The sequence below is a fragment of the Parasphingopyxis algicola genome, assembly GCF_013378075.1.
Taxonomy (GTDB): Bacteria; Pseudomonadota; Alphaproteobacteria; order Sphingomonadales; family Sphingomonadaceae; genus Parasphingopyxis; species Parasphingopyxis algicola.
Genome location: NZ_CP051131.1, coordinates 2394613 through 2409485 on the forward strand (window position 1 = coordinate 2394613; position 14873 = coordinate 2409485).

Below are 14873 nucleotides of genomic sequence, written 5' to 3' on the forward strand. Positions count from 1 at the left end.
TTCGCGCATTGCGTATGGAAAGGCCAGCATTTTGCGGCCAGCAGCTGAGGAGCGCCCCATGAAAGTCACCGTCGATGTCGATTGCACGCCCGAAGAGGCGCGCCGCTTTCTGGGGCTGCCGGACCTTACCCCGGTGCACGATCTCTATCTCGACAAGATGAGGGAGACGATGGAGGAAGGGATCACGCCCGATACGATCGAGAAACTGATGCGAAGCTGGGGCCCGATGAGCGAAGCCGGGCTTTCGATGTGGACGCGCTTCTTCGACCAGATCGGCGGCACCAAGAAGTGACGCCATCGCCATGGCGCTGACAGGAGACGACAGCGCGACGATCTTCGCGCTGTCGACGGCCGGACTTCCGAGCGCAATCGCCATCATCCGCCTGAGCGGGCGCCGGAGCGGGGCCGTGCTCGAAGCGCTGACCGGCCGGACGTTCGAACCGCGCCGGACATCGCTGGCGCTGCTGCGGGATCCGGACGACGGCGAACCGATCGACCGGGCGCTGGTGCTCTGGTTTCCCGGCCCAGATACGGCGACCGGCGAGGATATGGCGGAATTTCATGTTCATGGCAGCCGCGCGGTGGCCGCGAAAATGCTCGACATGCTGGCCGGGATGCCGGGGCTGCGGGACGCCGAGGCGGGGGAATTCACTCGCCGCGCCTTTCTTAGCGGCCGGATGGATCTGTCGGAAACCGAGGGATTGGGCGATTTGCTGGCGGCCGAAACCGAGAGCCAGCGCCGGCATGCGCTGGCCATGGCCGAAGGGGGACTGGCGCGCCATATCGCCGACTGGCGCGAGCGGCTTGTGACCGCCGAAGCGCGGCTGGAAGCGGTGCTCAACTTTTCGGATGAAGGCGATGTCGATGAAGGTGATGAGCGGCTTGCGCTGAATGTCGCACGGAATGTTCACGGTGAAATCCTCGAGATGCTCGAAACGCCGCCGGCCGAGCGGCTTCGGGACGGTATTCGCGTCGCGCTGGCCGGTCCGCCGAATGCCGGCAAGTCGACATTGTTCAATGCGCTGGTCGCGCGCGAAGCCGCGATCGTTTCGCCGACCGCCGGAACGACGCGCGATGTGATCGAGGCGCCGGTCGAGATCGACGGTCTCGCCTTTGTCTTCAGCGACACGGCGGGTCTGCGGGACAGCGGGCACGCGATCGAGGACGAGGGCGTCCGGCGTGCGTTGCGGACCTCTGAACAGGCCGATATCCTCCTATGGTTGGGGGGGGGCGATGAAGCGCCCAACGGGGATTATGTGGTTATCCTTCATCCGCGCGCCGACGAGCCGGATCGAGACGCAAAGCCCGAGAGAGCGGCGCTCGCCATTTCTGCGAGAACCGGGAAGGGGATGGACGCGTTGCGGACGCTGCTTTTGGAGCGCGCCCGCACGATGTTGCCACGGGAGGATCAGCTCGCGCTCAATCAACGGCAGCGCCAGGCGCTGCGCGAAGCCGCAGCGGCTCTGGGGGATGCAGCCGGCGGAGATTGGATTCTGCTCGTCGAGACCATACGCCAGGCGCGAACGGCGCTGGACCGGTTGAGCGGGAGGGGAGGCGTTGAGGACATGCTCGACGCATTGTTCGGGCGATTTTGCATCGGCAAATAGACTGGCGTTTCACGTGAAACATCTTGGACTCCCACAACCGCGCTGATAAAGGCGCGGCATGGCAAAAAACGGGATCAGCGAGCGGTACGACGTGATCGTCGTCGGCGGCGGCCATGCGGGCTGCGAGGCGGCGGCCGCGGCGGCGCGGATCGGCGCGCGAACGGCGCTCGTCTCGATGCGGCACGACATGATCGGGGCGATGTCCTGCAATCCAGCGATTGGCGGCCTGGGGAAGGGACATCTGGTTCGCGAGGTCGACGCTTTCGACGGTTTGATCGGCCGCGCTTCGGACGCCGCAGCGATCCACTACCGCATGCTCAATCGCAGCAAGGGCGCCGCGGTGCGCGGGCCGCGGATCCAGGCGGATCGCATGCTCTACCGGGAATCGATTCACGCGATGCTTGCCGAGGAGGCGTTGCTGGAGATCGTCGAAGCGGAGGCGACGGCACTCGATCTGGTGGAGGACGGGCTGACAGTGCGCGGGCTCGTCCTCGATAATGGCCGCCGCACGATAGCGGCACCTTCGGTTGTGTTGGCCACAGGTACGTTTCTTGGCGCAAAGCTCCATTTCGGCTTGGATAATCATGCTGGCGGGCGCGTCGGCGAACGGGCGGCCACCGCGCTCGCCGAGCAGCTCCATGCCGCCAAACTGCCGCTGGCGCGACTGAAGACCGGGACGCCGCCGCGTCTCGACGGCCGCACTATCGACTGGGCCGGCCTCGAAATCCAGCCATCGGACGATGATGACTGGACGATGGCGCTCGGAACGGAGCGGCGGACCAACCCGCAGCTCTTCTGCGCGATCACGCGAACGAACCGGCGGACGCACGATATCATCCGTGGATCGCTCGACCGGTCGCCGCTGTTTTCCGGCGAGATTCAGGGGCGGGGACCGCGCTACTGCCCGTCGATCGAGGACAAGATCCATCGCTTCGGCGATCGCGACGGCCATCAGATTTTTCTGGAGCCTGAGGGGCTCGATGATCCCAATGTCTATCCGAACGGCATCTCGACGTCGCTTCCGGCGGATGTCCAGCTGGACTTCCTCCGCACCATCGACGGGCTGGAGCACGTCGAAATCGCGCAGCTCGGCTATGCAGTCGAATATGATCATGTCGATCCGCGGATTCTCGGCCATGACCTCGGCGTCCGTACGATGCCCGGCCTCTATCTCGCCGGGCAGATCAACGGCACGACCGGTTATGAGGAGGCGGCGGCACAGGGACTTGTAGCGGGTATCAACGCGAGCCGGCATGCGCTCGACAAGGACCCGGTGAAGTTCGATCGCGACGACAGCTATATCGGCGTGATGATTGACGATCTCGTTTTGCAGGGCGTGACAGAGCCTTACCGGATGCTGACAGCGCGCGCCGAGTATCGTCTGCGGCTGCGGGCGGATAATGCGGTGACGCGGCTAACGGGTAAGGCCGCGGAGTGGAGCTGCCTGGGCGACGGCTACAAAAAGCTTGTGGCGGCACGAGCCGCGCAACGGACGACTGTCGACGACGTCATGGAACAGCGCGTTGACGCCGATCGCATCGAAAGCGCGGGCCTCTCGATCGGCCAGCATCGGGAGACGCGAACCCTGGCGGAATGGCTCAAGCTACCGGGCGCCGACGCCCAAATGCTGCGCTCGCTCGACACTGGGCTCGAACCGGTTCGAGGCGCAGTGATCGATGAGGCAATCGAGGACGTCCGCTACGCGCCCTATCTCGAACGGCAGGCTGGCGAGATTGCGCGAGCGAACGCGGACGAGCGGGTCCCGATACCGGCCGAGCTCGATTACGCGTCGATCGCCGGGCTCTCCAACGAGATGGTCGAAAGGCTCGAACGGGCCCGCCCGGCGACACTCGGCGAAGCCGGCCGCGTTCGCGGCGTGACGCCGGCCGCGCTTGCCGCGATCCTCGTCCATGCCCGCAAGCGTGCCGCCTGACGGCGATGGAGGAATCGGACGTAAGAAAATGGATTGCCGACAGCTTCGATGTTTCACGTGAAACATTCGAACGGCTCGATCTGTTCGTCGTGCTGCTGCTGGAAGAGGCGCAGCGACAGAATCTGATTTCGCGCTCGACGGTCGGGAGCCTCTGGGATCGCCATATTCGGGACTCCGCGCAACTCCTCAGCCTCGTGCCGTCGGAGTGCCGGAAGGGCCGTTGGATCGACTTGGGCTCGGGGCCCGGGCTGCCCGGCCTGGTATTGGCGATCATCGGCGGAATGGACATGACGCTCGTCGAGGTTCGGGCGCGCCGCATCGCCTTTCTCCAACATGTTCGCGAGCGGTTGGATCTGGGAAATCAGGTACGGATCGAGGGTCGCAAACTCGAGCGCGTCGAGACAGCGCCCCATGACATCATAACCGCGCGCGCTTTCGCCCCCTTGCCGAAGCTATTGGAGCTTTCGCACCGTTTTTCGCACGCCGGAACGCAATGGCTCTTGCCAAAGGGCAAAAGCGCGCAAGAAGAACTGGAAGAGGCGCAGCGAACATGGCAGGGTGATTTCGCGCTTGTGCCAAGTCAGACCGATGAATACGCGTTCATCGTTACGGCGCGCAACGTGAGGCCTAGGAGACGTTCATGATCCGTATCGCGATTGCCAATCAGAAGGGCGGGGTTGGCAAGACGACGACGGCGATCAATCTCGCAACGGCGCTCGCAGCCTCGGGCTGGAAGGTCCTGCTGCTCGATCTCGATCCCCAGGGCAATGCATCGACGGGCCTTGGAATCAGTCATGACCAACGCGGGGTTTCCAGCTATGATCTGCTCACGGGCGACGCAACTGTGGGGGAAGCGGCGATCGCAACCCGCGTCCCGCGGCTCGATGTCGTGGCCGCAACGGTCGACTTGTCGGGCGCCGAAATCGAGCTTGTCGACTATGAAGCTCGAACCGAGCGGCTCAATATGGCGCTCGCCGACGCGCCTGCGGGGCGCTGGGACGTCTGTCTGATCGATTGCCCGCCTTCCCTGGGCCTGCTGACGATCAACGCGCTTGTCGCGGCACCGTCTCTGCTCGTGCCGCTGCAATGCGAATTCTTCGCGCTCGAAGGATTAAGCCAGCTTTTACAAACGGTTGAGCGGGTCCGCGAACGGTTCAATCCCGATATCTCGATCTTCGGCGTCGTTCTCACCATGTACGATCGGCGCAACAATCTGTCGGGTCAGGTCGCCGAGGATGTGCGAGCCGTGCTCGGCAAGCTCGTGTTCAAGACGGTGATTCCGCGCAATGTCCGCCTGTCCGAGGCCCCGAGCCACGGCCTTCCGGCGCTGATCTACGATTATCGCTGCCCGGGGTCGGAGGCCTATATGGCGCTCGCGCGCGAAACCATCGCCCGGCTGCCCAAAAAGGCGAAAGCCGCCTGAAAGAGACGCATATGACCGAAGGCAAGACCAGCAAGAAAAAGGCGCCGGCGCGCAAGAAGCCGAGCGGCCTCGGCCGCGGCCTGTCCGCGCTGATGGGCGAGGTCGAAAAGGAGGCGCCGATCGACGCGTCGCCCGATGAAAGCGCGGTGCAGATGCTGCCGGTAGGCAAGATCGCGCCGCATCCGGATCAGCCGCGCCGCCATTTCGACGAGGAAGCGCTTGGCGAACTCGCGCGTTCGATCGAGGCCCGCGGCATGATCCAACCGATCGTCGTCCGGCCGCAAGGTGCGGGTTTCCAGATTGTCGCCGGCGAACGGCGCTGGCGGGCGGCACAACGCGCGCATCTCCACCAGGTGCCCGTCATCGTCCGCGATTTCGACGACGCCGAAACGCTCGAGATTGCGTTGGTCGAGAATATCCAGCGCGAGGATCTCAACGCGATCGAGGAAGCCGAAGCCTATAAGCGGCTGATCGACGATTTCGGACACAGCCAGGCGGCGCTGGCGCGGCTCGTTCACAAATCGCGCAGCCATGTCGCCAATCTCTTGCGGCTGCTCGATCTGCCGGATGCCGTGCGCGCGATGGTCGTCTCGGGCGAACTCGATATGGGCCATGCGCGCGCGATCATCTCCGCACCCGATGCCGAGGCACTCGCGCGGCTGATCGCGGCGCAGGGCCTGTCGGTGCGCGAAGCCGAAGCCCTGGCGCGGCGGGCCAAGCCCGGCGGTGAAGCCCAGCCGAAGAAACGGGCGCCGAGCGAGCGCGATGCAGATATCGTGGCGCTCGAACGCCAGTTGGGCGAGGCGATCGGACTGTCGGTGGCGATCGACTATAACGGGAAAACGGGGACGGTGAGCGTCGCCTATAGTTCGCTCGACCAACTCGATCTCATCTGCCAGCGGCTCTCGGGCGAAAAAATTTAAATTACAATGATTTAGCGGAGCGTTCGTGCCTTACGGGCGATCGCAAACAGCTCTTCGTCGGCAGCCACCATGCCGGGGCCGCCGGAGCTTTTGAGCGTCCGTTCGGCGTCGCTCGCCCGGTTGATCGCGATCGCCAGGGCGTCGCTCCGCCAGCGCTCTACCTGATCGGTGATGACCGGCTTGTCCTTCCAGAAGATCGCGCGCCCCGCCTTGGCGATCACCGATTGCGCGCTGTTGCCCTGCTCGACCTCCGCCCGCAGTTTCGCAAGCAGCAATAGCCGCCGGAGAACAGCACGCAGGAGCGGGATTCCGACCAGTCCTTCGCTGGCCAGTTGCGTCAGCTCGCGATCGAGTGCAGGCAGATCGCCCGAAAGCACCACGTTCGCAAGGCGGGAGAGATCGCCTTCGTCGGCATTGGCGGCCAGCGCGTCGAGCGCATCATGCTCGATCCGGCGCGGCCGGTCCGGCGCGGCATCGAGATAGAGTGCCAGTTTCGCGAGTTCGCTGGCGAGGATCGCGCGATCGCCATGGCATCCGCGGGCCAGACGCTGGGCGATATCGGGCGCGATCTGCAGTCCGGCCTCCTGGCCCATTTCGATCACAAGCCGGTCGGCATCGCGACCCTCCGGCGCATAGCTTGCACAGGCCATGGCCACATCGCTGCCAAAGGCCAGTTTGACCAGCTTGTTCGTCGCACGCAGCGCGCCGGCGACGGCGACCACCGGATTACCGGCCTTTTCGGCCTCGATCAGCGCTTCGACCGCCGCGAAAATCTCGTCCCCGGCCGGGTCTATCCGGATATAGCGCGCGCCGCCGAACAGCGAAATCGCCGCCGCTTCGTCCGCGAGTTTCGCCGGATCGGCCTTGAGCTCGGGGCCCGAAAAATCGATCCGCTCGGCCTCGTCGCCCATCGCCTTTCCCAGCAAAGCGGCGAGCGCTTCGGATCCGGAGCGGTCGGGTCCGTAGAGCAGGTAGAAACGGACATCGTCGCCGGGCGCCGACAGCGCGCGCGCGATCTGGCCGCGATTGGCCTTCACCTAGGGCAGCTCCGCGGCCGGTTCCGCCGCGCGCTGTTCCGCACGCCGCGTCGCATAGAGCGCGATCCGCGCGACGATTTGGTCGGCGACCTGCTCGGTCAACCGCTCGAGCGCCGTGTTCTCCGCCGCGATCGTTGCATATTCGGACGAGACGACATCGACGCCGGCATCGGCGCCCGCCGTTGCGTCGAGCAGTACGGTTCCGCGATCGGTCGTGACCAGCTGGAATCGGGCGCGCAAGGTGCGGCGTTCGCGCGTCACCGCATTGTCGGCGCGTACGCCGAACCCTTCGATCCGGTCGTCGAGCGTCACTTCGAGCCGGTAGCGCGGCGTTTCGTTGCCCGCCGCGCCGAGCCGCTGCTCGAGCGCGCCGCGCATCAGATAGCCCGCACGGCCCGGAATTCCGCCGACCTCGACCGCTCCCAGCGTTTCACGCGCCGGCGATTGCGCACCGCCATAAAGTGGGCGGAGGCCGCAGCTGGCCAACAAGGGCATGAGCAACAGGCAAAGGACGGCAATGCGGATCACGCGACGATATTTACCAGACGATCGGGCACGACGATAATCTTTTTGGGCGTCCCGCCATCGAGCTGCCGCATAATCTTTTCCGATCCCAGCGCCAGCGCCTCGAGATCCGCCTTGGAAGTGCCCTTTGCCGCGGATACCGTATCGCGCAGCTTGCCGTTGACCTGCACGGCGATCGTCACCTCGTCGTCGACGAGCAGCGCGGGATCGGCCTCAGGCCATGCCGCGTCGGCCACCATGCCGGTTTCGCCCAGCGCCTCCCAGCCCTGTTCGGCGAGATGCGGGGCCATCGGCGCGACCAGGCGGACTAGCGTGCGGACCGCGAAGTCGCGACTGGCGCTGGCGCCGGCCTTTTCGATCGCATTGGCGAGTTCATGGATTTTCGCGACCGCCTTGTTGAAGGACAGTGCCTCGATATCCTCGGCCATACCCGCGATCGTCCGGTGCAGCTTGCGGTCGAGATCCGGATCTTCCCCGGTACCCGCTTCATTGCTCTCGACGAGCCGCCACAATCGCTGGATGAAGCGCCATGCGCCCTCGATTCCGGCCTCCGTCCAGGGCAGGTCGCGCTCGGGCGGGCTGTCGGACAGCATGAACCAGCGCACAGCGTCCGCGCCATATTGGTCGACGATCGGATCGGGATCGACGGTGTTTTTCTTCGACTTGGACATTTTCTCGATGCGGCCCGCCGTCACCGGTTCGCCACGTTCGATATGCACCCAGTCGTCGCCGTCGCGGCGCACTTCGTCCGGCGAGAGCCAGCTGCCGTCGCCGAGCTGATAGGTTTCGTGCGTCACCATGCCCTGGGTGAAGAGGCCGGCGAACGGCTCCTTCACGTCGAGCCGGCCGATCCGGTTAAGTGCGCGGGTCCAGAACCGCGCATAGAGCAGGTGCAGGATCGCATGTTCGACGCCGCCGATATACTGGCCGACCGGCAGCCAGGCCTCGGCTTCGGCCTTGTCGAACGGCTTTTCGTCGGGCTGGCTTGCGAACCGGATGAAATACCAGCTGCTGTTGACGAATGTGTCGAGCGTATCCGTCTCGCGCTGCGCCGGCTCGCCGCATGTGGGGCAATCTACATGTTTCCATGTCGGATGGCGGTCGAGCGGATTGCCGGGCGTTTCGAAATCGATATCCTCGGGTAACACGACCGGCAGCTGGTCCTCGGGAACGCCGACTGGACCGCACTCGGCGCAATGGGCGATCGGGATCGGCGTACCCCAATAGCGCTGGCGCGAAACCCCCCAGTCCCTGAGCCGCCACTCGGTGGTGCCTTCGCCCCAGCCTTCCTCCTCGGCGCGCGCGATGACGGTCGCGATCGCTTCCTCGATCGACAGCCCGTCGAGCCAGCGCGAATTCACGATCACGCCGCCGCCCGTATAGGCTTCGTCGCCGACCGCTTCGTCCGCTTCGTCCGCGCTCGGCGCGACGACACGGTTGACCGGCAGATCATATTTGCGCGCAAAATCGAGGTCCCGCTGATCCTGACCCGGCGCGCCGTAGATCGCGCCCGTGCCGTAATCCATGAGCACGAAATTGGCGATATAGACGGGCAGCGCCCATTCCGGTTCGAACGGATGGGCGGCGGTGAGCCCGGTATCGAAACCCAGCTTCTCGGCGCTTTCGATGTCGGCGGCCGACGTGCCGCCAGCCTGGCACTCGGCGACGAAGGCGGCGGCTTTCCGATCCTTGGCCGCGACCGCTTCGGCCAGCGGATGATCCGCGGCGACGGCGACGAAGCTTGCGCCGAAAATCGTATCGGGACGGGTCGTGAAGACCTGGAGCTGGCTCTGGCCGGTGATCGGTTCGCTCAGCTTGAACCGGAAGCGCAAGCCGCGGCTCTTGCCGATCCAGTTCTCCTGCATCAGCTTGACCTTGTCCGGCCAGTGGTCGAGCTCGTCCAATCCGGCCAGCAGATCCTCGGCGAAATCGGTGATCTTGAGGAACCATTGGCTCAGCTTGCGCCGCTCGACGGTCGCGCCCGAGCGCCAGCCCTTGCCATCGATCACCTGTTCGTTGGCGAGCACGGTCATGTCCACCGGATCCCAATTTACCGCCGATTCCTTGCGATAGACGAGGCCGGCCTCGTAGAGATCGAGGAACAGTGCCTGTTCATGGCCGTAATATTCGGGTTCGCAGGTGGCGAGTTCGCGCGTCCAGTCGAGCGCGAAGCCCAGCCGTTTCAGCTGGGAGCGCATCGCGGCGATATTGGCGCGCGTCCATTCGCCCGGATGGACCTTCTTTTCGATCGCGGCATTTTCGGCCGGCATGCCGAAGGCGTCCCAGCCCATCGGGTGAAGCACTTCGTGGCCGGTCATCCGCCGATAGCGCGCCAGAACATCGCCCATCGTATAGTTACGGACATGGCCCATATGGATGCGCCCCGAGGGATAGGGGAACATCTCGAGCACATAGCTTTTGGGTTTCGGAGCAGCGGTATCTGCGGTGAAAGTCCCGGCCTCTTCCCAGACTTTCTGCCAACGCGTGTCTACCGCTTGCGGATTGAAGCGTGACATTATGAGTAAACTTCCGTTTGAGGCGGCACCGGCCCGCTCCCTCTCCCGGCCTCCCGTCGCGTGTACCCTGTGGTGGACTGGGAGGGGATGCGGGCCGGTGCCGAAACCACAATTCTGTGTTTTAGCCGATTACGGTGTTGCGGCGCAGTTCGCGCGCACGGGTGAGGATGATTTCCTCGAGCCGCTGCACGGTTGCCGCCTGGACCGGTGCCTCGAGCCATTGCGTGCCGTTATACAGCTGCCGCGAGGCGGCGACCGACAGCGCATCCGCGCGCAGATCGGTATCGAGAATGGTCACTGTCAGCTTCATCCGCTCGGTCGGAGCCGCCGGATTGGCGTACCAGTCGGTCACGATGACGCCGCCAGACGAATCGGTCTGCGCAAGCGGCATGAATGACAGCGTTTCGAGCGACGCGCGCCAGAGGTAGCTGTTGACGCCGATCGTTGCGATCTGGGCCGGTGCCAGCGTCTGGGACGGACGGTCCCCGCCGCCACAAGCGGCTAGCGCCAGCGGCGGAAGAGCGGCAAAAACGGCATTACGCAAACGGAACATGATACTCACCTGCGAAGGAAATAAAAGCGAAACGATGGCCGGTTATAGACGCTTGCGCCATCCCCGCAAGCGGCCTTTTCCGGGCGTTTGAAAACGCGGTTGTGGAACTTGCGCAACACTGGGGTGGATTCGACTCCTCCTCATCCTAGATAGTGGTGCGACTCGCATGCTTCATGCTAGGGCAAGGTTGCAGGGAGAATAATAGGGCAATGTACGGGCGCATCACATTGGCAGCTTTGGCGGGTTCCGCGCTGTTTGCCGTCGGTTTGACGGCGATGCCGGATGCCGCCGAGTCGCAGGCCCGTTCCCTTTCGCTCAATGCGCCCGAGACGATGGGCACGTTCACGCCTGCTTCCGGCGATCCCGCGATGGCGCGTGCGCTGCGCCGTGCCGGTATTTCCAGCCGCGGCATGCGGTTTACGCCGTCCGCTTCGCGGCAGGGCGACCGTCCGGTCACCGTGGCGGTGCGCGCCCGCGCCTCGACCGCGGCCCAGGCGCAACGCAATGCCGAAATGGCGATGGCGACGGGTTCGCAGGCCGGCGTCACGGCGATCACGCCCTCTGCCTATAATCTCGGCGTGTCCGTCGGCTGGCGGCGTTTCGCCATCTCCGGCGATGTCGCGCGGATCGACAATGGCATCATTCCGGGCCGCGCCCGCGAATCCGCCGATGTCGGGCTCAGCTATTCGGGTCGCCGCTGGAGCACGCGGGTCCAGGTTTCGGCCGATCGGCCGACGGCTGAATCGGCGCCGAGCCTGATCGACAATGAAGAACGCGTCGCGGTCGATGTCGGCGGCTCCTACAGCATTGCCCGGAACATCGATATTACCGGCGGCGTCCGCTATCAGCGCCAGCATCGGCTCGAACAGCCCGATGACGAGCGCCGCGACAGCCAGGCCGTCTATATCGGGACTGCCTTCCGCTTCTAGGATCCGCTCGGCGTCAGTGCGCCGACCGCAGCCCAGCCATATATCCCGAAAGGTTCTAGCGATTGCGCGCGTTCTTCGTCGATCCCGCCCAAAGCGACGATTGGAACCCGCGATTGGCGCGCGATCAAGCCAAAACGCCTGCGACCCATCGCCCGTCCGCCCGGATGCGAGGTCGTGGCGTAAACCGGCGATAGAAAGGCCAGATCGGCGCCGACGCGTTCGGCGAGACGCAGTTCGGCCAGGTTATGGACGGCTGCGGTACGGAGGAGCATCGGCGATCCGATATGGCTTGATCGCGCGTGGTACCCATCGGCTCGCGTCGCCAGCGCCAGCTTTTCCGGTCCGGCAACAACCATGACCAAGCGCCGCCTTCGAGCGATACGCCGGATACGAGCTATCAAGGCACGGCGCGCCGCTTTGCCTAGGCTGTAATGCCGTACGATCACCCCGCTCCCGCGCGGCAATGCTCGAAGCGCCGGCCAGAGCCGGTCGCCCTGCCGTTCGTCGGTCATCAGCCATAGCGTCGGGAGAGGGTGGCGGCGTCGCACGCGGCTTCCTATAGCAAGCGCGATGACGACAGGCGATATCCCCGCGGATCGGCTCGACGCCGTGCACGAGCACATTGCGCGGGCGGCCAAACGCGCCGGTCGCGATCCTGCCGATATCACGCTCATCGCCATCTCGAAAACCCATGACGCGGAAGCGATCCGGCCCATAATTGCCGCCGGGCACCGTGTCTTCGGCGAAAACCGGGTGCAGGAAGCGCAAGGCAAGTGGCCAGGGCTGAAGGAAGAAACGCCCGATATCGAACTGCATCTTGTCGGCCAGCTCCAATCGAACAAGGCGGACGACGCCGTGGCACTGTTCGATGCGATCCACAGCGTCGACCGGTCGTCGCTCGTCAAGGCGCTCGCCAAGGCTTTCCGCAAGACCGACCGGCGGCCGCGGCTCTTCGTCCAAGTGAATATCGGCGAGGAAGAGCAAAAGGGCGGATGCGCGATCGCCGACTTGCCGGCTCTCCTCGACCGGGCCCGCGCGGCGGACCTCGAAATCGCCGGGCTGATGTGCATTCCGCCCCAGGGGCGCGAACCTGCGCCCTTTTTCGCCCTGCTCGCCAAGCTTGCCGAGGATAACGGCGTGCCGCTGCTCAGCATGGGCATGTCGTCCGATTATGAAACCGCTGTCATGTGCGGCGCGACCCATGTCCGGGTCGGCACGGCCTTGTTCGGCACGCGCGGATAGTCACCTGCGTTAAAGCTGGTGGCCGGTCCGGTCGCGCTTGGTGGCCAGATACTGCTCGTTATGGACATTCTCGCCATGGACATGTGCGACGCGCTCGGCGACCGTGATCCCCGCGGCCCCGAGCCCCGCAACCTTGTCCGGATTGTTGGTCAGCAGCCGGATTTCCCGTTGGCCCAACAGCGCGAGCATCCGCGCCGCGATCCCGAAATCGCGCTCGTCGACCGCGAAGCCGAGCCGCGTATTGGCGTCGACCGTGTCGAAGCCCTCGTCCTGCAGCGCATAGGCGCGCAACTTGTTGACGAGGCCGATGCCGCGCCCCTCCTGCCGCAGATAGAGCAATATGCCCCAGCCCTCGCCCGCCATCGCGGCCATCGCGCCCGACAGTTGCGGCCCGCAATCGCATTTGAGCGACGCCAGCACATCGCCGGTCAGGCACTCGCTGTGCAGGCGGACGAGCGGCGGTTTCCCATTGGGCGCGCCGATCAGCAGCGCGATATGCTCGGCCGCATCGGCGCGGTGCCGAAAGGCGACGATCTCCGCCTGTTCGGCCGCGGCCACGGGAAGCCGCGCCCGCGCGGCGATCGCGAGATCGTCGGGGTCGTCATACGCCTCGATATCGGCCAGCGACAGGGCGTCGCCGTCGCCGGCTTCCGCGACGAAAACGGCAGGCAGCAGATTGGCGAGGCGGGCCAGTTTCAGCGCCGCCGCCGAGGCTTCGGGATGCGTCACGGCGAGCGCGCGGAACGGCCCCTTGAGCGGCGTGCGAAGATCAAAGGCCGGGTCTGCGATGGCGATTGCGGCGGCGAGGTCGTGCCATGCCTCACGCTGTACGCGCACCGGCGCTCCGGGCGTCGCGGCCTCGAGTTGATTGGCGAGCTTGAGGGTTTCGGCCCGCCCTGCACCGATCAGAATGTCGGCTGGGCCATCGCCGTCGAAATCCGCCAGCCCCGCTTCGTCGGCGGTCTCGATCGCGAGAATGCGGATCGCGCCGCTGCCGTCGCCACAGGCGACGGGCCAGCCGCGCCGCAGCGCATCGATCGCGCCCGCGACCTTGCGGCTGTCACCGCTATCGGGGGCTGCTTCAGACACGGAACTCGGTCACCAGCGGCACGTGATCGGAGGGTTTGTGCCAGCTCCTGCTCGGTTCATGGACGGTATGGGCAACTGCCTTTTCGGCGAGATCCGGGCTCGCCCACATGTGATCGAGCCGACGGCCCCGGTCCGATGCCGCCCAGTCCTTCGCGCGATAGCTCCACCAGCTGTAATAGCGCTCGGGCGGCGGGACGAAGCGGCGGCCAAGATCGACCCAGTCATGCGACTGTTGCAGCCTGTCGAGCGTTTCCACTTCGATGGGTGTGTGACTCACCACCTTGAGCAGTTGCTTGTGGCTCCAGACGTCCGATTCAAGCGGCGCGACGTTGAAATCGCCCACCAAAAGCGTCTGCCGGTCGAGCGCTTTCGACCATTGGGTCATCCGGTCGAGGAAATCGAGCTTCTGGCCGAATTTGGGATTCTGGTCGCGATCGGGAATGTCGCCGCCCGCCGGCACATAGACATTTTCGAGATGGAATCCGGAATCGAGCCGGACGCCGACATGCCGCGCCTCGCCGTTTGCCTGCCAGTCGAGCCGGTTATCCTGGTGTATCGGCACCTTGCTGACGATCGCCACGCCATGATGCATCTTCTGGCCGTTCAGCGCCTGATATTCGTAACCCAGCGCCTTCAGCGCCTCAACCGGGAAGGTCTCATCGACGGTCTTCGTCTCCTGCAGGCACAGGATGTCGGGGGCCTCCTCCGCCAGGAAGCGTTCGACGATGCCGATGCGGAAACGGACCGAATTGATGTTCCATGTCGCGATTTTGAGGGTCGAAGCCATGGCAAGAGCCTCTAGCGGCCAATCGCGGCCAGCGCCACTGGCAAGCGCGACAGGTGTGCGCGCGCCAAATAGAAGACCCCCGCTCCGGGGGCATTTGGAGCGGGGGTCGAAACCTAGTCGTTCGTCACGCTAGGCGGGAGGTGCGGCGCAGGCGGGCAACAGGGGGAATCCCGCTCGGCCTTTAAGCGCCTCCACATCCTCCTTCTAGCGGGTTTTTCCTGACGGGCGGATGAATGACAGGGCCCTATCCGTCGCCGATTTCGCTCAACAGGGCGCCGGACTGCGCTATATGTGCGACGACCGGCGGCG

15 protein-coding genes are annotated in these 14873 nt (G+C 65.0%); 8 read left to right on the forward strand and 7 right to left on the reverse strand.

The genetic code is table 11. The annotated features are described in order from the left end of the window. Nucleotides 1–58 precede the first annotated feature (58 nt). From HFP57_RS11855 to HFP57_RS11880, 6 genes are all read left to right on the forward strand, one after another. The gene (locus HFP57_RS11855) at nucleotides 59–292 is read left to right on the forward strand and encodes a DUF6489 family protein (RefSeq protein WP_176869958.1); all 234 of its coding nucleotides are present in this window, start codon (nucleotides 59–61) and stop codon (nucleotides 290–292) included. A 10-nt stretch (nucleotides 293–302) separates the two neighbouring features. Next, nucleotides 303–1607, forward strand: a complete 1305-nt coding sequence (mnmE, locus tag HFP57_RS11860) for a tRNA uridine-5-carboxymethylaminomethyl(34) synthesis GTPase MnmE (RefSeq protein WP_176869959.1) — start codon at nucleotides 303–305, stop codon at nucleotides 1605–1607. A gap of 73 nt (nucleotides 1608–1680) precedes the next feature. Then, nucleotides 1681–3540: a tRNA uridine-5-carboxymethylaminomethyl(34) synthesis enzyme MnmG gene (gene mnmG / locus HFP57_RS11865; RefSeq protein WP_176871292.1), complete on the forward strand. Its 1860-nt coding sequence runs from the start codon at nucleotides 1681–1683 to the stop codon at nucleotides 3538–3540. A 5-nt stretch (nucleotides 3541–3545) separates the two neighbouring features. Then, a complete protein-coding gene (gene rsmG, locus HFP57_RS11870; protein WP_176869960.1) occupies nucleotides 3546–4184 on the forward strand; it encodes a 16S rRNA (guanine(527)-N(7))-methyltransferase RsmG in 639 nt (212 codons plus the stop codon). Further along, nucleotides 4181–4963: a ParA family protein gene (locus HFP57_RS11875; RefSeq protein WP_176869961.1), complete on the forward strand. Its 783-nt coding sequence runs from the start codon at nucleotides 4181–4183 to the stop codon at nucleotides 4961–4963. The genes rsmG and HFP57_RS11875 overlap by 4 nt, the downstream gene beginning before the upstream one ends. A gap of 11 nt (nucleotides 4964–4974) precedes the next feature. Further along, complete coding sequence (locus HFP57_RS11880) at nucleotides 4975–5886, forward strand: ParB/RepB/Spo0J family partition protein (RefSeq protein WP_176869962.1); 912 nt, start codon at nucleotides 4975–4977, stop codon at nucleotides 5884–5886. Nucleotides 5887–5897: 11 nt separating this feature from the next. Here HFP57_RS11880 and holA read toward each other — a convergent pair whose 3' ends face one another. The 4 genes from holA to HFP57_RS11900 all read right to left on the reverse strand — a co-directional run bounded on the left by holA (nucleotide 5898) and on the right by HFP57_RS11900 (nucleotide 10517). Continuing rightward, a complete protein-coding gene (holA, locus tag HFP57_RS11885) occupies nucleotides 5898–6923 on the reverse strand; it encodes a DNA polymerase III subunit delta (protein WP_176869963.1) in 1026 nt (341 codons plus the stop codon). Continuing rightward, nucleotides 6924–7418 (reverse strand): LPS assembly lipoprotein LptE, encoded by a 495-nt coding sequence (gene lptE, locus HFP57_RS11890; protein ID WP_176871293.1) that lies wholly within the window; start codon nucleotides 7416–7418, stop codon nucleotides 6924–6926. Between the two features lie 29 nt (nucleotides 7419–7447). After that, a complete protein-coding gene (gene leuS, locus HFP57_RS11895; protein WP_425500742.1) occupies nucleotides 7448–9967 on the reverse strand; it encodes a leucine--tRNA ligase in 2520 nt (839 codons plus the stop codon). Nucleotides 9968–10085: 118 nt separating this feature from the next. Next, a complete protein-coding gene (locus HFP57_RS11900; protein ID WP_176869965.1) occupies nucleotides 10086–10517 on the reverse strand; it encodes a DUF3576 domain-containing protein in 432 nt (143 codons plus the stop codon). A gap of 209 nt (nucleotides 10518–10726) precedes the next feature. Between HFP57_RS11900 and HFP57_RS11905 the strand changes: the two genes are divergently transcribed. After that, nucleotides 10727–11446: a porin gene (locus HFP57_RS11905; protein ID WP_246263149.1), complete on the forward strand. Its 720-nt coding sequence runs from the start codon at nucleotides 10727–10729 to the stop codon at nucleotides 11444–11446. On the opposite strand, the gene HFP57_RS11910 is transcribed toward HFP57_RS11905, so the two are convergent. Next, nucleotides 11443–12126, reverse strand: a complete 684-nt coding sequence (locus HFP57_RS11910) for a thiamine phosphate synthase (protein ID WP_343045231.1) — start codon at nucleotides 12124–12126, stop codon at nucleotides 11443–11445. The two genes, HFP57_RS11905 and HFP57_RS11910, sit on opposite strands and share 4 nt — an antisense overlap. Here HFP57_RS11910 and HFP57_RS11915 point away from each other — a divergent pair. Continuing rightward, nucleotides 12017–12688 (forward strand): YggS family pyridoxal phosphate-dependent enzyme, encoded by a 672-nt coding sequence (locus tag HFP57_RS11915; RefSeq protein WP_176869967.1) that lies wholly within the window; start codon nucleotides 12017–12019, stop codon nucleotides 12686–12688. The two genes, HFP57_RS11910 and HFP57_RS11915, sit on opposite strands and share 110 nt — an antisense overlap. A gap of 9 nt (nucleotides 12689–12697) precedes the next feature. On the opposite strand, the gene ribA is transcribed toward HFP57_RS11915, so the two are convergent. Together ribA and HFP57_RS11925 are read right to left on the reverse strand one after the other, a co-directional pair. Continuing rightward, nucleotides 12698–13777, reverse strand: coding sequence for a GTP cyclohydrolase II (ribA, locus tag HFP57_RS11920; protein WP_176869968.1), 1080 nt, complete (start codon nucleotides 13775–13777; stop codon nucleotides 12698–12700). Next, nucleotides 13770–14564, reverse strand: a complete 795-nt coding sequence (locus HFP57_RS11925; protein ID WP_176869969.1) for an exodeoxyribonuclease III — start codon at nucleotides 14562–14564, stop codon at nucleotides 13770–13772. Before HFP57_RS11925 ends, ribA begins: the two co-directional genes overlap by 8 nt. Nucleotides 14565–14873: the final 309 nt, after the last annotated feature.